Source organism: Actinoplanes sp. NPDC019969, from assembly GCF_055562375.1.
Map to the genome: position 1 here is coordinate 197,812 of NZ_JBVHFK010000013.1, position 20,565 is coordinate 218,376.

Annotated in this window: 25 protein-coding genes; 9 read left to right on the forward strand and 16 right to left on the reverse strand. The window is 72.3% G+C overall.

Annotation, left to right across the window (positions count from 1 at the left end; all coding sequences use genetic code 11):
• Positions 1-50: 50 nt before the first annotated feature.
• Both ACZ3II_RS33870 and ACZ3II_RS33875 read right to left on the reverse strand, forming a co-directional pair.
• Positions 51-1,025 carry a pectate lyase family protein gene (locus ACZ3II_RS33870; RefSeq protein ID WP_465523007.1) on the reverse strand — a complete coding sequence of 325 codons (975 nt, stop codon included), beginning with the start codon at positions 1,023-1,025 and terminating at the stop codon, positions 51-53.
• 129 nt (positions 1,026-1,154) lie between these two features.
• Positions 1,155-1,760 carry a TetR family transcriptional regulator gene (locus ACZ3II_RS33875; RefSeq protein WP_465523009.1) on the reverse strand — a complete coding sequence of 202 codons (606 nt, stop codon included), beginning with the start codon at positions 1,758-1,760 and terminating at the stop codon, positions 1,155-1,157.
• Between the two features lie 61 nt (positions 1,761-1,821).
• Between ACZ3II_RS33875 and ACZ3II_RS33880 the strand changes: the two genes are divergently transcribed.
• On the forward strand, positions 1,822-2,673 hold the full coding sequence (locus ACZ3II_RS33880; protein WP_465523011.1) for an SDR family NAD(P)-dependent oxidoreductase: 852 nt from the start codon (positions 1,822-1,824) through the stop codon (positions 2,671-2,673).
• Here the strand turns inward: ACZ3II_RS33880 and ACZ3II_RS33885 are convergent.
• Entirely contained in the window at positions 2,629-3,405 is a 777-nt protein-coding gene (locus ACZ3II_RS33885) for an inositol monophosphatase family protein (protein WP_465523012.1), read from the reverse strand. The genes ACZ3II_RS33880 and ACZ3II_RS33885 overlap by 45 nt on opposite strands.
• A gap of 101 nt (positions 3,406-3,506) precedes the next feature.
• Here ACZ3II_RS33885 and ACZ3II_RS33890 point away from each other — a divergent pair, with 101 nt between their 5' ends.
• Together ACZ3II_RS33890 and ACZ3II_RS33895 are read left to right on the forward strand one after the other, a co-directional pair.
• Complete coding sequence (locus ACZ3II_RS33890) at positions 3,507-3,854, forward strand: SbtR family transcriptional regulator (protein ID WP_465523014.1); 348 nt, start codon at positions 3,507-3,509, stop codon at positions 3,852-3,854.
• Positions 3,855-3,858: 4 nt separating this feature from the next.
• Complete coding sequence (locus tag ACZ3II_RS33895; protein WP_465523016.1) at positions 3,859-4,287, forward strand: PPOX class F420-dependent oxidoreductase; 429 nt, start codon at positions 3,859-3,861, stop codon at positions 4,285-4,287.
• On the opposite strand, the gene ACZ3II_RS33900 is transcribed toward ACZ3II_RS33895, so the two are convergent.
• The 5 genes from ACZ3II_RS33900 to ACZ3II_RS33920 form a co-directional block, all read right to left on the reverse strand.
• Entirely contained in the window at positions 4,284-5,441 is a 1,158-nt protein-coding gene (locus tag ACZ3II_RS33900) for a hypothetical protein (protein ID WP_465523018.1), read from the reverse strand. The genes ACZ3II_RS33895 and ACZ3II_RS33900 overlap by 4 nt on opposite strands.
• A gap of 190 nt (positions 5,442-5,631) precedes the next feature.
• A complete protein-coding gene (locus tag ACZ3II_RS33905; protein ID WP_465523020.1) occupies positions 5,632-5,952 on the reverse strand; it encodes a hypothetical protein in 321 nt (106 codons plus the stop codon).
• 15 nt (positions 5,953-5,967) lie between these two features.
• A complete protein-coding gene (locus ACZ3II_RS33910; protein ID WP_465523022.1) occupies positions 5,968-6,609 on the reverse strand; it encodes a nucleotidyl transferase AbiEii/AbiGii toxin family protein in 642 nt (213 codons plus the stop codon).
• Between the two features lie 86 nt (positions 6,610-6,695).
• Positions 6,696-7,031 (reverse strand): hypothetical protein, encoded by a 336-nt coding sequence (locus tag ACZ3II_RS33915; RefSeq protein ID WP_465523024.1) that lies wholly within the window; start codon positions 7,029-7,031, stop codon positions 6,696-6,698.
• Positions 7,032-7,102: 71 nt separating this feature from the next.
• Positions 7,103-7,429 carry a hypothetical protein gene (locus tag ACZ3II_RS33920; RefSeq protein WP_465523026.1) on the reverse strand — a complete coding sequence of 109 codons (327 nt, stop codon included), beginning with the start codon at positions 7,427-7,429 and terminating at the stop codon, positions 7,103-7,105.
• 56 nt (positions 7,430-7,485) lie between these two features.
• Here ACZ3II_RS33920 and ACZ3II_RS33925 point away from each other — a divergent pair, with 56 nt between their 5' ends.
• From ACZ3II_RS33925 to ACZ3II_RS33940, 4 genes are all read left to right on the forward strand, one after another.
• Positions 7,486-7,830 (forward strand): hypothetical protein, encoded by a 345-nt coding sequence (locus ACZ3II_RS33925; RefSeq protein ID WP_465523028.1) that lies wholly within the window; start codon positions 7,486-7,488, stop codon positions 7,828-7,830.
• Positions 7,831-8,212: 382 nt separating this feature from the next.
• Complete coding sequence (locus ACZ3II_RS33930) at positions 8,213-9,199, forward strand: glycerophosphodiester phosphodiesterase family protein (protein ID WP_465523030.1); 987 nt, start codon at positions 8,213-8,215, stop codon at positions 9,197-9,199.
• 41 nt (positions 9,200-9,240) lie between these two features.
• Positions 9,241-9,636: an MmyB family transcriptional regulator gene (locus ACZ3II_RS33935; protein ID WP_465523032.1), complete on the forward strand. Its 396-nt coding sequence runs from the start codon at positions 9,241-9,243 to the stop codon at positions 9,634-9,636.
• Positions 9,633-9,761 carry a hypothetical protein gene (locus ACZ3II_RS33940; protein WP_465523034.1) on the forward strand — a complete coding sequence of 43 codons (129 nt, stop codon included), beginning with the start codon at positions 9,633-9,635 and terminating at the stop codon, positions 9,759-9,761. The genes ACZ3II_RS33935 and ACZ3II_RS33940 overlap by 4 nt, the downstream gene beginning before the upstream one ends.
• A gap of 61 nt (positions 9,762-9,822) precedes the next feature.
• Here the strand turns inward: ACZ3II_RS33940 and ACZ3II_RS33945 are convergent, their stop codons facing one another.
• Positions 9,823-10,797, reverse strand: a complete 975-nt coding sequence (locus ACZ3II_RS33945; protein ID WP_465523036.1) for a DUF1152 domain-containing protein — start codon at positions 10,795-10,797, stop codon at positions 9,823-9,825.
• 80 nt (positions 10,798-10,877) lie between these two features.
• Here ACZ3II_RS33945 and ACZ3II_RS33950 point away from each other — a divergent pair, with 80 nt between their 5' ends.
• The gene (locus tag ACZ3II_RS33950) at positions 10,878-11,333 is read left to right on the forward strand and encodes a nuclear transport factor 2 family protein (RefSeq protein ID WP_465523038.1); all 456 of its coding nucleotides are present in this window, start codon (positions 10,878-10,880) and stop codon (positions 11,331-11,333) included.
• 14 nt (positions 11,334-11,347) lie between these two features.
• Here ACZ3II_RS33950 and ACZ3II_RS33955 read toward each other — a convergent pair whose 3' ends face one another.
• Genes ACZ3II_RS33955 through ACZ3II_RS33970 form a run of 4 tightly spaced genes read right to left on the reverse strand, consistent with a single transcriptional unit; the run spans position 11,348 to position 18,132 of the window.
• Positions 11,348-11,716 carry a hypothetical protein gene (locus tag ACZ3II_RS33955; RefSeq protein ID WP_465523040.1) on the reverse strand — a complete coding sequence of 123 codons (369 nt, stop codon included), beginning with the start codon at positions 11,714-11,716 and terminating at the stop codon, positions 11,348-11,350.
• Positions 11,717-11,728: 12 nt separating this feature from the next.
• Complete coding sequence (locus ACZ3II_RS33960; RefSeq protein ID WP_465523042.1) at positions 11,729-12,310, reverse strand: pentapeptide repeat-containing protein; 582 nt, start codon at positions 12,308-12,310, stop codon at positions 11,729-11,731.
• Positions 12,307-13,314: an aldo/keto reductase gene (locus ACZ3II_RS33965; RefSeq protein ID WP_465523044.1), complete on the reverse strand. Its 1,008-nt coding sequence runs from the start codon at positions 13,312-13,314 to the stop codon at positions 12,307-12,309. The genes ACZ3II_RS33960 and ACZ3II_RS33965 overlap by 4 nt, the downstream gene beginning before the upstream one ends.
• Before the next feature lie 48 nt (positions 13,315-13,362).
• Entirely contained in the window at positions 13,363-18,132 is a 4,770-nt protein-coding gene (locus tag ACZ3II_RS33970; protein ID WP_465523046.1) for a HEAT repeat domain-containing protein, read from the reverse strand.
• A gap of 50 nt (positions 18,133-18,182) precedes the next feature.
• Here ACZ3II_RS33970 and ACZ3II_RS33975 point away from each other — a divergent pair, with 50 nt between their 5' ends.
• A complete protein-coding gene (locus ACZ3II_RS33975) occupies positions 18,183-18,836 on the forward strand; it encodes a hypothetical protein (RefSeq protein WP_465523048.1) in 654 nt (217 codons plus the stop codon).
• Here the strand turns inward: ACZ3II_RS33975 and ACZ3II_RS33980 are convergent.
• The 3 genes from ACZ3II_RS33980 to ACZ3II_RS33990 all read right to left on the reverse strand — a co-directional run bounded on the left by ACZ3II_RS33980 (position 18,793) and on the right by ACZ3II_RS33990 (position 20,560).
• A complete protein-coding gene (locus ACZ3II_RS33980; protein WP_465523050.1) occupies positions 18,793-18,939 on the reverse strand; it encodes a hypothetical protein in 147 nt (48 codons plus the stop codon). The two genes, ACZ3II_RS33975 and ACZ3II_RS33980, sit on opposite strands and share 44 nt — an antisense overlap.
• A 185-nt stretch (positions 18,940-19,124) precedes the next feature.
• Positions 19,125-19,889: a nucleotidyltransferase domain-containing protein gene (locus ACZ3II_RS33985; RefSeq protein ID WP_465523052.1), complete on the reverse strand. Its 765-nt coding sequence runs from the start codon at positions 19,887-19,889 to the stop codon at positions 19,125-19,127.
• Positions 19,886-20,560, reverse strand: a complete 675-nt coding sequence (locus ACZ3II_RS33990; RefSeq protein WP_465523054.1) for a nucleotidyltransferase domain-containing protein — start codon at positions 20,558-20,560, stop codon at positions 19,886-19,888. Before ACZ3II_RS33990 ends, ACZ3II_RS33985 begins: the two co-directional genes overlap by 4 nt.
• Positions 20,561-20,565: the final 5 nt, after the last annotated feature.

A 20,565-nucleotide genomic window follows, 5' to 3' on the forward strand; every position in this document is an offset into this window, starting at 1 on the left:
AGGGGTGCCCGCTCACCGTGAGCGGGCACCGCCGTGAGAAGGGCGCCTGCCTAGATCTTGCCGGTGCCCGCACCCGCGGTCACCGTGGCCTTGACCGTGTTGTTGGCCTCCGGCGTGTAGGAGTACGGGATCGCGGCGACGCTCGCGCCGTTGCGGACCGCCTCCGTGCCCGAGTTGACCTTGTAGTTGTTGAGGACCTTCAGGTTGCCGGAGTCCGAGTCGCCGGTCTGGGTGACCGTGGGCTTGGAGACGTTCTCGAAGTAGTTGCGCTCGACGAAGACGCCGGCGTTCTCGGTGGAGGCGACACCGTACGAGCCGATGTTGCTGTAGTAGTTGTTCAGCACGTGGACCGGGTTCGCGAACCGGACCCGCGGGTGGCGCTGGCCGGTGCCCTCGAACCAGTTGTGCACGTACGTGACACGCAGCTTCCCGGTGTCCTGGGAGGCGTTGTCGTCGCTGTGACCGAGCAGCATCGACTTGTCGTGGTTGTGCAGGCGGTTCCAGGAGACCGTGATGAAGTCCGAGCCCCGCTTGATGTCGATCAGGCCGTCGTAACCGCTGGCCAGGTCGTTGTGGTCGATCCACACGTTGGTCGAGCCGTCCTGGACGTTGATCGAGTCGTCGGACGCGTTGCGGAACACCAGGTTGCGGATGATCACGTTGCGGACGCTGTCCAGGTTGAGGCCGCCGCCGGTGATCCCGGAGCCGGAGCCGACGCCGACGATCGTCTTGTTGGAGGCGACCGCGTACATGCCGGAGATGCTGATCAGGCCGGACACCCGCACGGTCTGGGACGTGCCGGAGCTCAGCGCCGACTTGAGCGCCGACGCGGTGGTCACGGTGACCACGGTGGACGACGAGCCGCCGGTGGTCCCGCCGTTGAGGCTGGCGAAACCGACCGGGCTGTTCTCGTAGGCCAGCGCCGGGGACGCGCTGGCCACGGTGAGGCCGCCGGCGGCCAGGGCGCTCGCCGACAGGGCCGCGAGGACGGTGCGGCGACGGGGACGGAACGATGATGCGGACATGGGGATTCCTTCCGTTGGGGGACGGATCGGATCTGCGGAAAACCGCTGCCCACCTGGCCGGGGGATTCGACCGTACGCTGCGGGTAAGCGCTTTCCCCGGCCGACGGTAAGCGCTGCAATCGACATCTGTCAATGGCGCGGGGCGTCCAGGGCCGGGTTGATCACGGCGAACGCCTCGTCGGTGAGCCGGGCCAGCCGCGCCTCGTCGTCGCCCGGCTGCCACCGCTGCAGCACCTGGTCCAGGGCGAGCAGCGCCATCCCGGCGGCCATCCGCGGCCAGACGCCGGCGTCCGGGTCGAGGCCGTGCCGGGCGGCGAGTTCGGCGGCCAGGTCCGCGCGGGCCCGGATCTGGTATTCCAGCCAGCGCGCCTCCAGGGCCGGGGTGTCCAGGACGAGGCGGGCCACCACCCGGGAGCGTTCGGTGTGGTCGGGATGGTCGGCGCAGAGGGCGAGCGGCGCCCAGATGGCGTGCCGCAGCGCCACCGAGGGCGGCTCGGACGGCGGCCGCTCGGCGAGGACGGTGACGACGATGTCGCTCATCTCGGCCAGCCAGCGGACGACCACGTCCTCCTTGGAGGAGAAGTAGCGGAAGAAGGTGCGCCGGGAGACGCCCGCTGCCGCCGCGATGTCGTCCACGGTGACCGTGTCGAAACCCCTGGTGGCGAGCAGCATGAGGGCGGCGTCCCGGAGTTCGGCGGCGACGAGCAGGCGTTTGCGTTCGGCCATCGTGCTCATGCCGTGATGCTACGCGATGCAACGGTTGACACCCTGTGCCATCAACTGCACAGTGGGACGCATGACTGATCTCAGTGGACGCACGGTCGTCGTCACCGGGGCCACCGGCGGGCTCGGCGCGGCCGTCACCCGTGCCCTGACCGCCCGCGGCGCCCGGGTGGTGGCGGCAGTGCGCGACGTCGGCCGGGTCACCGGGGAGGCCCATCGACTGGACCTCGCGGACCCGGCTTCGGTACGGGAGTGCGCCGACCGGATCCACGAGCGCCATGACCGGATCGACGTGCTGATCAACAACGCGGCCGTGATGGCGACGCCGTTCACCCGTACCGGAGATGGTCAGGAATTGCAGTTCGCCACCAACCACCTCGGGCACTTCGCGCTCACCGGGCTGCTGCTCGACCTGCTGGCCGCCGGCGATGATCCCCGGGTGGTCACCGTGACGTCGGTGAACCACCGGCAGGCCCGGACGCCGTTCGCCGAGGGCAGGTATGCGCCGATGGCCGCCTACAACCGGTCCAAACTGGCCAACGCGGTGTTCGGCGTCGAGCTGCACCGGCGGCTCACCGCGGCCGGCAGCCCGGTCCGCAGCATCCTCGCCCACCCGGGGTACTGCGCGACGAACCTGCAGTTCGCGGCGACCACCCCGATGTGGCGGCTGTTGCTCGGCCGGATCGGCAACCCGCTGCTGGCCCAGCCCGCCGAGCGGGGCGCCGAGCCGATCCTGTACGCCGCCACCAGCCCGGACGCCCAGGGCGGGGTGCTGTACGGGCCGGACGGGCCGGGGGAACTGCGGGGCCGGCCGGCCCCGGCCCGGTTGTCCGCGGCGGCGGCCGACCCGGAGATCGGCCGCCGGTTGTGGGAGCTGTCGTCAGGCCACGGCGCGGACCTGTTCGGACAGCTCCGGCCACAGTGACGGGGCCGCGCCGACGGTCAGCTCGGTGGAGAAGTCCGGGCCGTGACCGCCGAGGATCACCCCGGCCTCCCGGGCGATCAGCGCGCCGGCGGCGATGTCCCACAGTTTCGTGTCCAGGGCGATCCCGCCGTCGAGGCGGCCGGCGGCCTGGTAGACCAGGTTCAGCGCGGCCGGCACCCGGCGGATGTCCCCGGACTTCGGCAGCAGTTCCCGGATCACCCGGCCGGCGCGGTCCTTGGTCCGCGGGTTCGGCTGGAAGCTGACCCCGATCAGCGCCTCGGCCAGCGGCGGCCCGCTCGACGCCCGGATCGGCTCGCCGTTGAGGAACGCGCCACCACCGTCGAGAGCGCTGAACGTCTCGTCCGCCGCCGGGTCGTGCACGATCGCCATCCGGGCCTGCTCGCCCTGGTAGAGCGCGACGCACACCGACCACGGCCCGGTCCGGCTGATGTAGTTGCGGGTGCCGTCCAGCGGGTCGATCACCCAGGACCAGCCGCTGGAACCCGGCCTGCCGTGGCCCTCCTCGGCCTCGATGGCGTCGTCCGGCCAGGCCGCGACGATCGCGTCGACGATCAGGCGCTCACTGGCGATGTCGACGTCCGAGACGACGTCGTTGGCGTGCGCCTTCGGAGCGCCCATCTTCAGCGTGTCGCGACGGTCCAGTTGCAGCCGGCCCGCTTGGACGGCCAGGCCGGCGGCGAGGTCGCGGGCGGTGACGAGATCTCGGTCCATCCCGGCAACGCTATCGGAAGAGACGGCTGGCGATTTCACTGATGTGGGGAGGATGTTTCGGCACTGACGATGCAGGAACCCCACGATCCCCTGGAGGTTTCATGCGCCGTCGACGCGTCGTCCTCCTCACCGCGGTGCTGGCCGCGCTCGCCCAAGGAAGCGCTGTTCGCGGCGATCCTGCAGGAGCGGATGACCGGCCTGCTCGCCGAGGCGGAGCAGTGGGCGGAGGCGGCCGACCCGGGTACGACCTCGACGCGGCCGGTGATCACATCAGCGGCAGGCTGCGGGAGCTGCTCGCGCGGGCGCAGGAGGCCGGGGCGGTCCGCGGCGACGTCGTCTACAGCGACCTGAAAGCGCTGCTGGTGGGCTGCCAGGCGCATTCGGTCGCCGATCCGGAATCGCTCGATCGGATGGTGACCGTCGTTTGTGCCGGACTTCGGGCAGAATGATCCGATGGCTACGGCGATGAGCGAGTCCGAGGTCCGCGCGTTCCTCACGGCGGGCACACGGACCGGAAAACTGGCGACGGTACGCGCCGACGGGTCCCCCCACGTCGTACCGATCTGGTTCGTGCTCGACGGCGACGACCTGGTCTTCAACACCGGGGCGGACACGGTCAAGGGCCGTGCGCTGCTCCGGGACGGCCGGGCCGTGGTGTGCGCCGACGAGGAGACCGCGCCGTACGCGTACGTCACCGTCCGTGGCACCGCCACCGTGAGCACCGACCTCGACGAGATGCGCATCTGGGCCACCAGGATCGCCGGGCGTTACATGGGCGCCGATCGGGCCGACGAGTACGGCGCCCGCAACGCCGTCGACGGTGAGCTGCTGGTCCGGCTCACCATGGAGAAGGTCACCGGTTTCACCGGCGTCGCCGACTAGGGCGCGGCGTTCACTCCGGCCCGCCGGTTCATCGCCGCGTACAGGCGGTGCCGGTGGGCCAGCGACGGCGCCGCCCGGCGCGGGTCCCGGATCCGGCGGCGGCCCAGCTTCTCCCACGAATGGTCCGGGCAGTCGCCGCGCAGGCTGCGGAAATCGGTGTACGGCACCGGCGTCTGCTCCAGCGACAGCCACGCGTCCGTGGTCAGCACCCGGTGCCATTCGGCGAGGGACAGCCGCAGGTGCTGGTCGGGCCGGGCCGGCTCGTCGCCGGTCGTGATCGGCAGCACTGTCGCGTGGTTGGCGGCCCGGTCCCACACGACGACCGGCCGGTCCTGGTGGTTGCCGTCCTCGTCGACGAGGACCGCGCTCCACACCTGGCCGGGTTCCGGGGGCCAGCTCGCGATCCCCGGCGGCAACGGCCAGGACGGCGGCCCCTTGCGCAGCCACCGGCGCAGCCGCACCGCGCCCAGGAGCAGCGCGAACACACCGGCCGCGGCGATCGCGCCGATCAGCAGGGTCTCGGCGAGCGTAGCCAGGCCGGGGTCCCGCAGGTCGAACCGCCCGTGCAACAGGGCGCCCGAGCCGGCGATCACCAGCAGGACCGCGCCGTCGCGCAGCAGCAGCAACGGCCAGTAGCCGGTGTCGACCACCCGCCAGCAGGCCAGAAAACCGGCCGTGGCGATCAGCGAGACGAGCCAGACCCGCAGGAGCTGCGAGCGGAGGGGTACGTCCGGAGCAGCGGCCGCCCACGTCGCGCCGGCCACGAGGCCCAGCAGCAACACGGCCCGGCCGGCGATCCACCGGTGCGAGCGCTTCCACCAGGGCGGGCTGATCCGCCGCGCCAGCGCGAACGCCACCACCGGCGCCGGTACCAGCACCGCCGCCGCGAGTGGCCAGTCGCCGAGCAGCCACCCGCGTTCCCGATCGGTCAGCAGTGCCGCCGGCCCCGGCAGGAACGCTGATCCGATCAGGACAGCGAACGGCGCGCCGAGACCAGCCCACGCGTAACGCCGGGGTCTCCGGAACTTCCGGTGCACGAAGAACCGGTTCCCCGGCCCGGACGTGACCAGCGCCATCAGCAGAACCGACCCGAACACCGCGATCCGCAGCATGCCCACCCCCGTCGTTCGATCGACGGTCGATGCTGCGGTCACCGGGTCGGTGGTCGTCGCACACCCGGTCCGCGTCGTACCCGGATCGAGCTAACCCGTTCCGGCAGCGGCACTTCCCGCGTGTTGAGTTGGGGCGCGCATGGCGGCCGAACTCAACACATCGAAGGGGACGCGTCTCACGGGGACGGCCGTGGTCCGGCGGGGGAGCGGTGACCCGTACCGAAGCGGGGTCTCAAGCGACCGGCGGGCCCAGCCGCAGGATGCGGCGCGCACGCCGGCGGTCCAGCCACCGTGGCTTCGGCGCGTCGACCGGGTCGCTGGCGCTGGCCATCTCGATCACCAGGGTCAGCCAGAAGCCGATGGCGCTGAGGATGTTGCGGATGCGGCCCGGTTCCGGGGCGCCGACCGGCAGGACCGTTTCCGCCCACCGCCAGGCGACCCACGCCACGTCCGGGTCGGGATGCCGGCGGCGGGCCTTGCTGAGGGCCACGACCTCCTTACGGGTGGCGTCGGGCAGTTGCCACCACTGGCGCAGCAGGGTCTCGTCGTTCATGGCGTGCATTGTCCGTCATGCCCGCGGCCAGCCGGCGAGGCGGGCACGGAGAACGTCGATGGCTTCCCGGTCCAGGCCGTAGAGCAGGAACCTCGCGTCGTCGAGACGATCCAGGTAGCGGCCGGCGTCGGCGATGTCCTCCGGATCCAGCGCCGGGTCGGCGGCGTGCGCCAGCTCCAGGACCCGGGCCAGGGGATAGCGTTCCAGGGCGGCGGCCACGTCGATGTAGTCACGGACCTCCCGGCGGTTCACCAGCGCGGCGACCTTGGTGGCGACCAGATCGTCGAGGTGCATGACCGGACCGAAATCCATCACCACCGGGGCACGGTGCCGATCGAGGCGGCACAGGGTCAGCCGCAGCGCCCGGTGCTCGCCGGCGACCAGGAACTCCTGGATGTCGGCGTCCATGCCCTCGAACAGCTCGTCGCCCTCCTCGCGGACCACCCGGTAACCGGCGGCGGTCAGCGCGAACGTCACCTCACCGGCCGCGGCGGCCACCCCGCCGGCGGTGTCGGTGAACAGGTCCAGGTCCTCGGTCGGGCGCGAGACCAGGCCGTTGACCAGCCAGGCGACGCCGCCGCCGAGCACGAATCCGTGCTTGTCGGCGACGGCGAGGGCGATCCGGGCGATGTCCCGGTAGAAGTCGTCGACGTCCACCCGGCAAGGTTGGCACACCGCGGTCCGGCGGGTCGTCAGGGCTGTGTCGCGGTTGCTGAGACAGCCGTGACGACCAGCCAGGCAGTTCAGGGGCGGGGGCGCAACCGGGGATGACGGGCCTCCCAGGCGGCGCGGACGCCGCGGGGCAGGTTCAGCTCGGGCCAGACGCGGGCCAGGACGGCGCCGTTCAGGTACGCCCGGAGCTCCTCGGCGCGGATCGCCTCACGCAGCACGTTCTCATACATCCACAGGAGCATGGTGTGCTGGCTCAGGTCGAAGGCGCGCTGCGGCTGCCACCAGAGGCGCAACGGCAGCTCGACCAGGCCGGTGGTGGGGCCGCGCAGCTCGCCCAGAGTGCCCGCCACGACCACCGGCCGGTGCGGCCGGGCGAGGTGGGTGACGGGGGCGGTGCTCACGGTCATGACATGAGCGTAAACCGACACACCGTACGGCAGGCAAACGCCTAGAGTCCTAGGACGCGATAGGGGGTGTGTCAGGTGAGGTAGCAGGCGGAACGGCACATCGGGCAGAAAGCATGCTTCGCCGTCGACGTCACCTCGAACCCGCACCGATGGCAGCTGCCGATCCGGGTCAGCCCCTCGTCTTCGCCTTGGTCGTCGCCGGGCCAGGCGACCATCTCCATGGTCAGCCCGGGTACCTCCGCGTTGGCGGTGACGGCGGCGAGCACCAGGGCGGTCCGGCTGCCGGGGAAACCCTCGTCGCGTTCCGGCAGCACCCGCCCCAGCACGTCCAGCAGCTCCGGCATCGGCAGAGACCGCAGCGCGGCGGCGAGCCGTTCCCGGGCGGCGTCATCGGTCATGCCCGGCACCGTATCGATGCTCATCGTGCCGGGCAAAGCCCGCTACGGTAGTGATCATGGCTGAGACTCCCGCGCAGCAGCGCTACCGCGACGACGCCCGCCTGCTGGCCGTGATCGGCGAGCAGGTGGCCGCCCAGACCGGGCCGGTCACCGTCCGCCTCCCGCGAGAGGTCGCCGAGGCCGCCGTCCGGGCCTGGCAGCGCGACGAGACCGAGTCGCCGGGGCCGGAGTCGGGGGAGCAGGCGTACGTTCGGGCGTTCGCGGCGTCGCTCGCCCTGATCGGCCTGGCGATCGAGGAGACGGACGGCGACGTCGTGGTGACCCTTGATCCGGTACGGGCGGCTGCCGCGGTGTTCGCCCATGAGTGCGCCACCGACGGGCTGCTCGACCGCGCCGTTTAGGCCAAGTCGTGCAGCACCGTCTCGAAACCGGTGTGCCAGTACCCCTGCGGGTAGTCGTGCCGTGCGACGAACGCCCCCTCCTCCGCGGTCAGGTCGCGCAGCAGCCCGCCGGAGGTCTCTGCGGCCCCGAACTCGCCGATCGGCGCCAGCCCGGGGCACGGCGGCTGCGGAGCGTGATATCCCGGGGTCCGCCGGAAAGTAGCCCGGCAGCCGTTCGTCGTGCCCGACGATGCGCCGCGCCTCGAGGACTGCCGCGGCCAGGTCGGCGGTGGTGATCACGTCCCGGAGGACCGGTGGCCTCCGATGGCGTCGCGTTCACGGGCGAACCCTACCGGCCCGCGACATCGACGGGGATCTTGACGAGGGCTGACATCCTGTCCGGATGCGTGAGCGGACACGGCGGTGGATGCGCCGGCTGGGAGTCGGGTTCGGGGTCGTGCTGCTGGTGGCCGCCGGGCTCGCGGTCGCCAACAGCTCGGCGCTGTGGGGTTCCGCGGGCGGCCGGCCGTCGCTGCTGGCGCACCGGGGGATCGCGCAGACGTTCCCGCTGGACGGGGTGGGGAACGACACCTGCACGGCGAGCCGGATCCACCCGCCGGAGCACGGCTACATCGAGAACACCCTCCCGTCGATGCGGGCGGCGTTCGACGCCGGCGCGGACATGCTGGAGTTCGACGTGCAGGTGACCGCGGACGGGCAGCTCGCCGTCTTCCACGACCCGGTCCTGGAGTGCCGGACCGACGGGACCGGCCGGGTCCGCGACCACACCCTCGCCGAGCTGCGGCGCCTCGACCTCGGTTACGGGTACACCGCCGACGGTGGCGCCACGTTCCCGCTGCGGGGCAAGGGCGCCGGGCTGATGCCGGCGGCGCCGGAGGTGGTGGCCGCGTTCCCGGACCGTGAGCTGCTGATCGACCTCAAGAACGGCGAGGCGTCCGAGGGCGAGCGGCTGGCCGCCTACCTGGCGACGCTGCCCGCCGAGCGGTTGCGGACCATCGGGGTGTACGGGGGAGACGACGCGGTCGCCGCCGTCGCGGCGAGACTCCCCGCAGTTCGCGCCACCTCCCGCCAGATCATGAAGGACTGCCTGGTCAGCTATCTCGGCAGCGGCTGGACCGGCCGGGTCCCCGACAGCTGCCGCAACACCGAACTGCACCTGCCGCAACGGTACGGGCGATGGCTGTGGGGCTGGCCGAACCTGTTCGTCGACCGGATGCGCGACGCCGGCACCCGGGTGATCCTGGTCGGCGGCGAGGGGGAGTGGTCGGAGGGGTTCGACCAGCCGGACGACCTCGCGGCGGTGCCCGAGGGCTGGTCCGGCTGGATCTGGTCGAACCGTGCCGACGTGGTCGAACCTCTGCTGCGTTAGCCCTGCGGGGTCGGCAGGACGATGAGCTGGCGCAGCTTGCCGTGGCGGGGCCGGGACACGGTGTACGCGACCAGATCGGCCGCAACGTGTCGGACGCGGTGCTGGCCGCCATGGTCGGCGAGCTGACGATCGGCAGCCCCGACTCCGCGCGGATGTGGGCGGCGCAGCGGGTCCGGGAGAAGACGTCCGGGGCCAAGGTGGTGCGGCATCCTCTGGTCGGCGAGATGGAGTTCGGGTACGAGACCCTGGCCGTGGCCGGTGCACCCGACCAGACCCTGGTGACCTACACCGCCGCGCCGGGCAGCCCCACCCACGAAGCGTTACGCCTGCCGCCCCGGCCAGGAGAACTACCGCTTGACGGTGTAGTGCAGGTGCAGGACCCGGTCGCCCTGCACGACGGCGTCCGGGTCGTCGAGCGGGAACCACCGCCTGCATGACCACTCGTGCCATGGCGGCGGTCCTCCCGTCACGCGCGCTCGACGACGCGCTCCCACTCGCCGATGAGAGCATCGCCTTGATGATCGCCGCCGCCGGGTCGCCTTCGAGCGCCACGACAAGCTGATCGACGGGATGGTCTGCACGCACAGGCTGTCTCCTGGACTTCACCAGAGGGGGAGGGCTGATCAGTGGGGGAAGGTGCGAGGTGGGCGGGGCGTGATCTGTTCGCGGAAGGCGCCGATCCGGGTGGCGACCTGGTGCATGTCGGTGGTCTGTTCGATGCGGTCCAGGTAGAGGCTGCGGGCGGCGAGGCCGGCCAGGTCGACGGTGAAGTAGGCCGCCATCAGCGGGTTGACGAACAGGGTGCTGCCGGCGGTGCGGCTGGTGAACCGGACGTCGCCGAACGCGCCCGCGGTCGCCGCGGCGATCTGGCCCTGGACGATGCTCGGCCGGATCGGGGTCGCCTGCTGCGCGTCGGCGACGGCGTCGCGGTAGAGGGCCGCCTCGCGGCTCGCGCCCGGAATGGACAGGACGCCCCGGTAGGCGCCGTCCCGGTCGAGTGCGGCCAGGTTCTCCAGGACCTGGGTGTGCACGACCCCGTGGTAGGCGTCGATGCCGAAGCCGAGGCAGCTCACCAGCTTCACCGGCACGTCCACACCGGCGACCGCGGCCAGGCTGGTCATGTCCTCCACGGGGGTGCCGAGGCCGGTCTCGTCGCCGCGCAGCAGGATGTCGGTGCCGCCGTCGACCAGCACGATCGCGTCGGTGCCGAGTTCGCCGGTCAGATGCCGGTAGGCGGCCCGCAGCGGCCGTACCCCGGTGCGGGGGAACGCGTACACCGTCGCAGGGAGATCGTGGGCGGCCAGCCACCGCGACAGGGTCCGCTCCGGGAAGTACTCGTCCGGGCCGTGGGTGGTGGGGACGACGGCGGCCACATCGGGCGCCAGCCACGCGTCCAGGTCCAGCGTCTCCAGCGGGGTGAACGACAGGTTCGCCAGGTGGACGGTCACGCCCCGGTCCCACAGGGCGACGGCCAGCGGCAGGGCGGCGTACACGTCGAAGCCTCCACCGGCGCCGGCCAGGAGCACACTGCGGGCCCCGTCCAGCGCGGCGAACAGCGGCGGCACCGCCAGGGAAGGCGACGGAACAGGCCCGGACATCAGCTCCTCCAGCCAGCGGCGATCGGGGGGTCGAGGTGCCCAGACTCTCTCGACACCGGTCGATGACGCAAGATCTTCAGATGCGTTTCAAGATCACGGTGGTGGGCCTGGCCGTCGGTGTCCTCGCGGCCGGGTGCGGGGCGGCCGAGGACACCACCGCGCCCGCGGCGACTTCCCCGGCCACGGCCGCTCCGCAGAGCAGCGCTCCCGCACCGGTTGCGACGGCGGGCACCTCGGACGACGAGCTGCGGGCCGCCGTGCAGGCCTACAGCGACGCCTTCCTGACCGGGGACGCGAAGACGGCGTACGGTCTGCTGTCCGGCCGATGCCGCAAGCGGATGTCCGAGGCGGAGTTCACCGCGATCGCCGGTGCGGCGGAGAAGATGTACGGCAGCGCGCTGCCGCTGGCCACGTACTCCGCGAAGGTCTCCGGCGACCTGGCCCGGGTCACCTACACCTACGCGATCAAGGCGATCAACCAGGACGCCGAACCGTGGACCCGCGAGGACGGCCGCTGGCGCCAGGACGACTGCTGAGCTGTACCCGCGGGTCAGCCTTCCCAGTCGAGTTGGTGTTCGGGGACGCCGGCGGATCTGCCGTACGCGCGGGCCGCCTCGCGGATCCGGTCGTCGCCGGGGCCGTAGCGGAAGATCCGATCGGCGAAGACGACGATGCGTTCGGCGCCGTTGCGCAGGTCGGCGTACCAGCCGCCGTCCGGGTTCAGCGCCGCCGCCAGGGCTTCGGCGGTGCCGTCCGGGTCGTCGGTCTCGAAGTCGAGCACCGTCCAGACCGGTGGCTGGCCCGCCGCCTCGGTGCCCTCCTGGTCGAGGCGGTGGACGCGGGTCAGCCGCAGGCCGGGCGGCGCGAACACGGCGCCCGGGCGCAGGCCGTCGCCGATCAGGGTTCCGGTGGCGGTCATGACGAGGCCCCCTCAGGCGTCGCGGATCTGCAGGCCCAGGGACATCGCGAGGACGACGGCCTGGTCGGCGGTGATCACGGCGTCGCGCAGCTCGACGTTCCGCGGGTCGAACGCGTGCAGGTCGGTGCCGCGCAGGTCGCAGCCGGTGAAGTCGGCGCCGGTGAGCTGGGCGGCGGACAGGTCCAGCCCGCGCATCGTGCCGTTGCGGCAGCGCACCGCGGTCAGGTCGGCCTCCCTCATCCGTACCCCGGTGAAGGTGGCGCTGCCCAGATCGGCTCGCGGCAGGGTGATGAACGACCAGTCGCCGCCGTCGACGGTGGTCAGGTCGAACGTGCAGCCCTCGAACGAGCTGCCCACCGTCTTGCAGTCGGTGAACGTGGCGTCGAAGAAGGTGCAGTTGACGAAACGGCAGTTCAGGTAGGCCACGTCGGACTGCTGCGAGCAGTTGAACCGGGCGTCGCGGAACACGCACCCGGAGAACTCGACGCCCTCCAGGTCGGTCTCGCACAGGTCGAGCCCGGAGAACTGGACCTCCTCGTGCCGGCGCAGTTTCCCCGCGCCGGCGTCCCAGTCCCGGGTGGTGAGGGTCTTCACCGGCGTTGCCGGGGAGAGCGGGCGAGGTACGGGTGCGGGTACGGCGCCTGCTGCTCCCCGGCGGCGGTGAGCTGCTCCAGGTGCTTGTCGCCGAGCGCCCACCCGGTCGCGCCCAGGTTGTCGGTGAGCTGCTCGACGGTCCGCGCGCCGATGATCGGGGCGGTCACGCCGGGCCGCTGCAGCAGCCACCGCAACGCCACCTGCGCCGCGGTCCGGCCGGTCTCGCCGGCGACGGCGAGCAGCGTGTCGGTGACCGTCCAGGTCCGCTCGTCGACGCTGTTCTCCCAGTTGCCGAGCCACGGCTGCTGGTCGCCGTCCCACCGGGTGCCGGCCGGCGCCGCCGTCATGCCGCGCCGGTACTTGCCGGTCAGCCAGCCGCCCCGCATCGGCGACCACGGGATGATGCCGACCCCCTCGTTGCGGCACACCGGCACCAGCTCGTGCTCGATGTCCCGGTCGATCAGGTTGTAGAGCGGCTGCGCCGCCACGAACGGCTCCCACCCACGGAACCGGGCCACGTCCACCGACTTCTGCAGCTGCCACGCGGCATAGTTGCTGACCCCGAGATAACGGACCAGCCCGGTACGGACCAGCTGGTCCAGCGTCGACAGGGTCTCCTCGATCGGTGTCGACTCGTCGAAGCAGTGCAGCTGGTACAGGTCGATGTAGTCGGTGCCGAGCCGCCGCAGGCTCTCGTGCACCGCCGCGACCAGGTGCTTGCGGGACGCCCCGTGATCGTTGGCGGCGTCGCCGGTGCCCCAGAACCCCTTCGTGGCCACCACCAGGGAATCCCGCCGCCGCGACGGCAGCCAGCGGCCGATGATCTCCTCGGAGGCGCCGCCGGAGTACACGTCGGCGGTGTCGATGAAGTCACCGCCGGCCTCCACATAGGCGTCGAGGATCGCGTGCGACGCCGCCTCGTCCGCCTCCTTGCCGAAGGTCATCGTCCCGAGGCACAGTTCGCTCACGCGCAGGCCGCTGTTCCCGACATACCGGTATTCCATGGAGCCGATCTTTCCAGCGGATCCCGGCCGGTGCCACCGCGACGCGGGTCAAACGTCCGCGCGCCCGGTGATCCGGTCCAGCACGGCGGTGTAGTGGCGCCGCCGGTCCGGGCGGGCATGCCGGGCCGCGGACGTCAGCGCGGGAATCGCCGGTTGACCGATCAAGATCAGAGCATCGTCTGCCGTACGCCGGACCGTGGGCTGACGGTGGGTGAGCAACCGGACCAGTGCCGGGATCGCGGGACGGTACCCGGCGTGGCCGAGCGCCCGGACCGCCGACCGCACCAGCCCGGGGTCCGGATCGTCCAGCAGCAGCATCGTCTGCTCCAGGTGGACGGCACGGTCCAGGACCTTGCGGCCGATCCGGTGGGCGTGCAGGCGCAGCCGCTTCTCCGGGCGGCGCAGGAGCTCCGCCAGCAGCGCCGTCAGGTCGGTGCCGTCGGCGCGGCCGTCCTCGTGGGCTTCCGCGAGGGTGGTGAGAGCCTGCCGGGCCTGCTCGGGGTGACCGGTACGGATCAGTTCGATCAGATCTTCCCGGGAGGAGCCGTCGTCAGCCGAGGCGTGCGGGCGCTCGCGGAGAGCGGCGAGCGCGGCGGCGTCGTCGAGGGCGGCTTCCGGGTTGCGCAACGGGCCGTCCACGACAGTGAGAGAACGGTCGGTCTGCTCCAGGGCCGGGGTACGCAGCAACGGCACGCCCGTGATCAGGTCCAGGAACCCGGTGCTCCCGGCATCGAGACGGTCCCGCAGGAGAGCGGCGACGGTGTCGGCGTGATGCCACACCACCTGCTTCACCGCCGCACGGGTGGCCGCTCCGCCGTGCTCCCACCATCGGATCAGCATCGGCAGCAGGCGGTGCACGTCGTCGGCGCCGAGGTGCAGCGCCAGGCGCGCGGCCCGTTCCCGTACGTCCTCGCTCGGAAAATCCGCCTCGCCGAGGCCGGTCAGGGCACGAGCGAGCCCGGCGGTGACCGGCACCTCGGCTCGTCCGTGCAGGTACGCGAGCAGCACCGCCCGCCGGATCTCCGGCTCGGGCCAGTCCCGCAGCTCCGCGGCGGCCGCGTCCCGCCTGCCTGCGGCGTCCGAGCCGAGCTGAGCGAGCAGGCGATCCCGCTGCGCGGCCGACCGAGGCTGGTCGAGGTCACCGTCCCGCGGTGTCCGGGTCAGCGGTGCGGGCCGCCGGGCCTCCTCGGCGATGGTCCACCCTGGCGCGCCGACCGGTTGGAGAGCTCCCATCCAGTCCAGCAGCGCGGCCCGTACCGCACCGTCGGCCGACGGAAACACCTCGATCAGCGCATCGAGGCGGTCCCGCGACGCGATCGCCTGGTCGTCATGCGCCAGGAACGCGGCAAGGGCCTGTGGCGTGCGGGCGGCGGCTTCCACAGCGACCCGCCAGGCCCTGACCTCGGCAACGGGTGGGGGAGTCACGGCGGGCGCGAAGGCTTCGCGGAGGACGGCGGGCTCGGCGGTCCACGGGTCGGGGCCCAGCCGGGCCGCCGCGAGGGCATGGTCCACGTCGGCGCGGGTCAGGACGGCGCCGCACCGCCGCAGCACCGGCAGCGTGGACCGCCGGCCGGCTGCCATTGGCGCGGCCGCGCGGATCCGGAGGACGACGTCGAGCGCGCGGGCGGCGTCCAGGACCGGGCCGACCGCTTCGAGCACGGCGAGGAGGTCGTCACGGTCGGCGCCGGACGTACCGGCCAGGCCGTCGGCGAGCGTCCCGGCCTCCCGGGCGTACGTGCCGATCTCGGCGTCCGTCCAGGGCGCGGGGCAGATCCGCAGCGCGAACGGGAGCGCGGCCGGTTCGGCATCGGCCAGCCGCAGCCAGTCGGCGAGCAGCGGCCGCAGCCGTTCCCGCTGTCCGGCGCTCAGATCCTCGACCGGGCGGGCCACCAGACGCCGGGCGGTCGCGTCGTCCCAGCCGTCGAGCGCCAGCACGCCGGCGTCGTCGTCGGCGACGGCGGGGACACCGCGGGCGGTCAGTTCCGCGACGCTTCCGGAACGCAACCGGATCCGGCCGTCGACAACCATGCCGAGCAACAGCGACGCGACCGGCGAACCCTGCCGGTCCAGGGCCGCGACCGCCCGCGCCGACAGTGAGCAGCCGAGGGCGCGGAGGAGCAGTTCGCGGGTACGGTCGCCGCGCGCCTGCTCGGCCGCCTGCTCGCCCGCTTGCTCGGCCGCGGCGAGAACGGTGGCGGCGTAGGCGTCACCGAGGATCGCCCGCAACGCCTCGACGAGCGACGTCCGCAGGCCCGGATTGTCGTGGTGACCGAGCCAGAACAGCAGGCGCGGCACCACACTGGGCGTACCCGCGACGGCCAGCACCTCGGCGGCGGTCTTCTTGACGTTCATGGCCGGGTGTTCCAGGCAGGCCGCGATCGCCGGGGCCGCCCAGTGCGCCCGGGTCTCCCCGAGCGCCAGAACGGCCTGCCGGACGGTCTGCGCGTCCCGGGCGGTGGACAGAACGATCAGGCTCGCCGACAGGGCGTCCGCGCCGGCGAGCAGAGCGATGACATGTTTGCGTACGTGCCGGTCCCGGTGCCGCAACATCCGGTGCACCCGGGCGCGCGTTCCCGGGTAGGGCGCCCGCCGCAGCAGCTCCAGGAGAACGACCTGCTCGCCGCTGGACAGGCCGGGCCGTTCCAGCAGATCCAGCGCGATGGTCGCGACGAGCGCGTCCCCGGCCTGGTCCGGGCCGTCCGCCGCACGCAGACAGTACGGCCGCAGCTTGCCACGCTCGTGAAGCCGGCGCCCCAACCCGCGCAGCGCAGCGACGACCTCGTCAGGCACAGCGGGTTCAGCGGCCGGCCGCTTCTCCCCGGAATCCCCGCCGGAGTATGCCGAGCCACCGGAATCCGGGCGGGACGCGCGGGGATGGGAAAGGGCGGCAGAGGTGCCGTGGTGGGAGGCAGCGGGACTGGCGGCGCGGGTGTCGGGCGGGGCGGCGGAGGCGCTGTGGTGGGAGGGGGTAGCCGCGCCCGGATCGGCGGAAGGCGGGATGGAGGGTGCCGCCAGGTCGGCGACGAGACGCAGCAGGATGTCGGTGAGCATCGGCAGGGTGGAGGTGTCGCCGTTGCGGGCCAGCATGATCAGTGCCTGCGCCGGGTCACCCGGATCGGCGGCGGCGCTCAGCAGGGCCAGCTCGCGAGGATCGGCGGCGCCGAGGTCGGTCGCGATCCGGGACGGAAGATCACGCGGGTTCAACCGGGACATGATCGACTGCCGGAGGGTGGGGTTGTCGCTGAGGTGCCACAGCAGCTCCAGCGCCCGGCCCCGAACCGCCCGCAGGTGAACGGCGATCCCACGGTCGCCTGCCGGGTTCATGCCGAGGCCGTCGGACAGCGCTGCCACGGTCGGGGCTCCGCCGATGGCCTCGAGAGCCCGCAACGCTGCCGTGGGTGCGCGCGGCAGCAGGTCCAGCACCGCCGTCTCGGCCGGGAGGTGCCGCAGCTCCCCGATCGCGGCCAGGAACGGCTCCGGGCCGGCGGCCACCGGCAGTACGGCGGTGATCGCCTCACCGATCGGCAGGTCGTCACCGCCCTGCTCGGCGAGACCGGTCAGCAGCGCCAGCCGCCGCGGCCACAGCGGGTCGCCGGGTTCCGTGCCGATCAGCGCGTCGAACGCCGTACGCCGGCACGTGTAAAGGATGGTGGCCACCTCGTCCGCGGCGACGGTGTGGTCGGCGAGGGCCATCGCCACGATCGCCGGCGCGTCGCTGTCGCCCGGGAACACGCCGCGCCGGTGCATCGATCGCAGGCACGCCGTCGCGGCCTGACCGAACAGCAGCGGGTCGGCCATGGCGTGCCCCATGATCTCCGGGATGGCCTCGCGCCCGGCAAGCTCACCGAGCGCCCGCAGCGCCTCCTGCCGCGCCCGTGGCGGCATCGCCTCGTCCGCGACGGCGTCGCGCAGCAGGTCACCGTGGCCGTGCCGGGCCGCCGCCAGAACCGCGGCCTCGATCACAGCGGGGTCCGGCGACCCCGCGGTGAGATACGGACGGATGCGATGCCGAGGCAGTGGATCGAGCGCTGCCCACGGTTCGGCCAGCTCCCGAAGGGCGGCAGCGGTAACCCCGACACTCGTGGCATCAAGCAGCCCGTGGAGAGGCCGCGGCGGGGAAGACCGTTCGTTCTGCAGATGTGGGAGTGGTGTGGGGGAGCGGTGCTCGCCCTCGGGTGATGTCTGTAGCGGGAAGGGCCGGGACGAGAGCAGTCCGCCGATGTGTTCGCGGGCGCGGGCCGGGGACAGCAGGCCCGCGTACAGCGCCTCCCGGGCCACCCGCAGCGCCGCGCTGTGCAGGACCGGATCGCCGGAGGCGGCCAGTTCGCGGATCAGGTCGTCGGGCTGGGCCGCGTCGGTGACGGTGAGGTCGGCGACCGCCTGGTAGAGCTGTTCGCCCGCCGGTTCGTCGCGGAGCGCTGACGGATGGTGGTGGATCTCGGCCCGCAACCAGGCGACCCGTACCGAAGCCGGCAGCCCGGCGCCTCGCCAAGAGGGCGAGGAGCGCTGGGAGGGGAAGGCGGAGTGCGAGGGCGACTGGGCGATGTCCCGCCCGAGCCGCTGGTACAGATCGGCGAGCAGCAGCGCCGTCTCCGGTGGCCCGTCGAGGTTCCGCGGGAGCAGCCCGGCGTATGCGGACCCACCGGTCCGATCGCGGGAGAGCCGGGCCCGCAGACGGTCGAGGCCGAGATGCCGTACCAGCGGGTCGTCGTGCCGGACCAGCAGCCGGAAGACGTCCGGGGTGCATTCGTCCACACCGAGATGGGCGGAGAGCCGGCCGAGGTCGCCACGCCGGATCGCATCCCGTACCGCAGTCATGCCGCCCGATGGTAGTGACGCCGTTCCCGTGTGCCGATAGGTTTTCGGCCGTGGAACTGCGCGCCATCGGGCACTTCGGAGCGGTGGACGTCTGCGCGTTCGTGAGTGGCGAACCCGACCTCGAGACGGCTGGCTATCTACGGTCCGGCACCTGTTTCGTGGCGTCGCCGAGCCTCTCCACCTGCCTGCTGTGCGGGCGGCGCGCCACGAACGCCCTCCTGACCGATGGAGAACGTTACGTCTGGCCGGAGACCCTGATCCACTACGTCGAGGACCACGGCGTCCGGCTGCCCGTGACACTGCGGGGCACGGCCCTGTCGGTGGTGCCGGACGGCGAGGTGACGATCGATGACGACTGGTGGCTGACGCAGCGCCGCGACGTCGACCATCACCTGCCCGGATGTCCGCGCAGCCCGGCGCGCTGTTCGTGGCAGTTGCCCCGGGAGGCCGACATCTGGATCGACCGTGTCCCGCCCGGTGACGTGGCGACGATGGCCCGGCTGCGGCGGCTCTTCGGGGCGGCCTGGCCGTTCTCCGCACTGCACGCCCGGATCGCGGACCAGCCGTTCCGTGTCGTCTCCGGCGGGGACCCGGCCGCCCTGAGCCGGCATGAGCTGCGTGACCACCTGTTCTACGGACCGGCCGGCGACCTGCAGCCGGTCACCACTGACGATCGGCCCCCGGGACGTCCTCCGGCTCGCTGACCCAGGCCGAGAAGACCGGCACCTCGTGCACGATGACGTCGCCGGCCTGTGCCGTGGTGGCCACGTACGCCTGGTGGCCGTACTTCGGGGACCGCAGGACCACCGACAGCCGGACGTCCAGGCGCTGCCGGCGCCCAGCGATCCGGCATTCGTGATGTCGAACGGCATGGCCCAGCTGACCTTGGTGGCGAGCGCGGCAGCCAGGCGCCGAGCCGCGAGGCGACATGATGGTCGCCGCCGGCCACGGCGTGCGTCCGCTGCGCGTAACGGCCCACGGCCGCGATCTCGTCACCGGTCATCTGCTGATGCTCCGAGCCGGGTGCGGACGACGATGTCGTGGAGCGCCGCCACAGCGCTCGCATCGGCGTACCCCGCAAGGTGGGTTCGATCTCTGGCTTCCTCGAGGTCGGCGCGCAGCGCCGGGACGTCCGCCGCGAGCCGCGCCGCCGCGTATGCCGGTAACGGCCCGTGTTCGGCTTCACGCTTCGTGGCGATCAGCTCGGGCACGTAGGGGATCGTCGCGCCGAGCACGCCGAGGTCGCACTCGAGTTCGCCGGTGCGCATCAGGTGGATGCCGGTGAGCAGCACCCGCAGCGTGTAGAGGGCGGGCTTGAGCTGCCCGGTCTTGTGGTAGAGGCGTTCCTGGGTGGCCGCGAACCCGAGGTAGTGGTGGGCGTGGTTGCTGGTGATCAGCCCAGGCGCGAGGTCCTTGAGCGCGGCGTGCACGTCCGAGGTGACGACCACGAGCGGTGACAGCAGCTGCTCCAGAACGTAACCGTTGCGGCTGTTGAGGAGCTTCGCGAACTTCAGCAGATCATGGCTGACCACGTCGAGTTCGACGCCGTCCCGGACGCCGGAATCCTGCAGTGTGTCCGGCCCGGTGCGCAGGCCCACCACCTCGCCCGGCGGCAGCACGTGCGACGCGCGCAGGTCCAGATCGGAGTCGCGGGAGGCGAAACCGTACAGGTGAGCGCCGCTCACGGTGGCGAAGAGCAGGGGATACGGCAGGGCGGTGGCGGCCTCGGCGGCCCAGTGCGGGATGTCGAGGGTCACCGCAGATTCCTTTCTCGTACGGCTACCAGAACCCGGTCCACGGCATCGACGTCCGGCCGCTGGGGCAGGGTGGTGTGCGCGGCAGCCTCGGCGAGTTCCTCCTGGAGCCGGCCGGCCCACGCGGCGACCTCCGGCCACCGGCGCTCGCCACGGCGTACCGAGAGAAGGTCTTCCCGGTGTGCGGAGACGTCGACCAGCACCTCGCCGGTGCGCAGCACGTGGGCGCCGGCCATCAGCAACCGGATCATGTGCATGGCCTGCTTGACGTTGACCTCGCCGGTCCGTTCCCGCCGGTTCGCGACCTTGGTGAGCTGGTCGCGGGCATAGCTGCCGTAGGTGTCGGCGACCCGCTGCGACAGGAACGCGTGCCGGACGCCCCGCAGGTCGGCGCCGTCGGGAGTGATCGACTCGACGAGCGGGGACCACAGCACCTCGAGGACCGTCGGGTTGCCCTGCAGCGCGAGCGTGCAGAACCGCTCGAACTCCCAGGAGAACTGCTCCTCGGCCGGCCCGTCCAGGTGGGTGGGCGGCTTGCCGAGCGTCCAGAACGCCCGGGTCGGCGCGACGAACACACCCCGGCGGTCGTGGTCGGAGTCCGGGCGGTGCAGACCGTACGCCCGGGAGCCGACCACGACCGCGAGAGCGGTGTGCCGTTCGACAAAGTCGATCATGACGC

Excerpts from the sequence above, each read along its gene's own strand:
- ACZ3II_RS33970 (WP_465523046.1), bottom strand. The coding sequence starts at position 18,132 with ATGACTGCGGTACGGGATGCGATCCGGCGTGGCGACCTCGGCCGGCTC.
- ACZ3II_RS33875 (WP_465523009.1), bottom strand. The coding sequence starts at position 1,760 with ATGAGCACGATGGCCGAACGCAAACGCCTGCTCGTCGCCGCCGAACTC.
- ACZ3II_RS33870 (WP_465523007.1), bottom strand. The coding sequence starts at position 1,025 with ATGTCCGCATCATCGTTCCGTCCCCGTCGCCGCACCGTCCTCGCGGCC.
- ACZ3II_RS33895 (WP_465523016.1), top strand. The coding sequence starts at position 3,859 with ATGGCTACGGCGATGAGCGAGTCCGAGGTCCGCGCGTTCCTCACGGCG.
- ACZ3II_RS33950 (WP_465523038.1), top strand. The coding sequence starts at position 10,878 with ATGCGTTTCAAGATCACGGTGGTGGGCCTGGCCGTCGGTGTCCTCGCG.
- ACZ3II_RS33990 (WP_465523054.1), bottom strand. The coding sequence starts at position 20,560 with ATGATCGACTTTGTCGAACGGCACACCGCTCTCGCGGTCGTGGTCGGC.
- ACZ3II_RS33925 (WP_465523028.1), top strand. The coding sequence starts at position 7,486 with ATGGCTGAGACTCCCGCGCAGCAGCGCTACCGCGACGACGCCCGCCTG.
- ACZ3II_RS33890 (WP_465523014.1), top strand. The coding sequence starts at position 3,507 with ATGCGCCGTCGACGCGTCGTCCTCCTCACCGCGGTGCTGGCCGCGCTC.
- ACZ3II_RS33885 (WP_465523012.1), bottom strand. The coding sequence starts at position 3,405 with ATGGACCGAGATCTCGTCACCGCCCGCGACCTCGCCGCCGGCCTGGCC.
- ACZ3II_RS33940 (WP_465523034.1), top strand. The coding sequence starts at position 9,633 with ATGACCACTCGTGCCATGGCGGCGGTCCTCCCGTCACGCGCGCTCGAC.
- ACZ3II_RS33930 (WP_465523030.1), top strand. The coding sequence starts at position 8,213 with ATGCGTGAGCGGACACGGCGGTGGATGCGCCGGCTGGGAGTCGGGTTC.
- ACZ3II_RS33920 (WP_465523026.1), bottom strand. The coding sequence starts at position 7,429 with ATGACCGATGACGCCGCCCGGGAACGGCTCGCCGCCGCGCTGCGGTCT.
- ACZ3II_RS33945 (WP_465523036.1), bottom strand. The coding sequence starts at position 10,797 with ATGTCCGGGCCTGTTCCGTCGCCTTCCCTGGCGGTGCCGCCGCTGTTC.
- ACZ3II_RS33905 (WP_465523020.1), bottom strand. The coding sequence starts at position 5,952 with ATGAACGACGAGACCCTGCTGCGCCAGTGGTGGCAACTGCCCGACGCC.
- ACZ3II_RS33965 (WP_465523044.1), bottom strand. The coding sequence starts at position 13,314 with ATGGAATACCGGTATGTCGGGAACAGCGGCCTGCGCGTGAGCGAACTG.
- ACZ3II_RS33880 (WP_465523011.1), top strand. The coding sequence starts at position 1,822 with ATGACTGATCTCAGTGGACGCACGGTCGTCGTCACCGGGGCCACCGGC.
- ACZ3II_RS33955 (WP_465523040.1), bottom strand. The coding sequence starts at position 11,716 with ATGACCGCCACCGGAACCCTGATCGGCGACGGCCTGCGCCCGGGCGCC.
- ACZ3II_RS33915 (WP_465523024.1), bottom strand. The coding sequence starts at position 7,031 with ATGACCGTGAGCACCGCCCCCGTCACCCACCTCGCCCGGCCGCACCGG.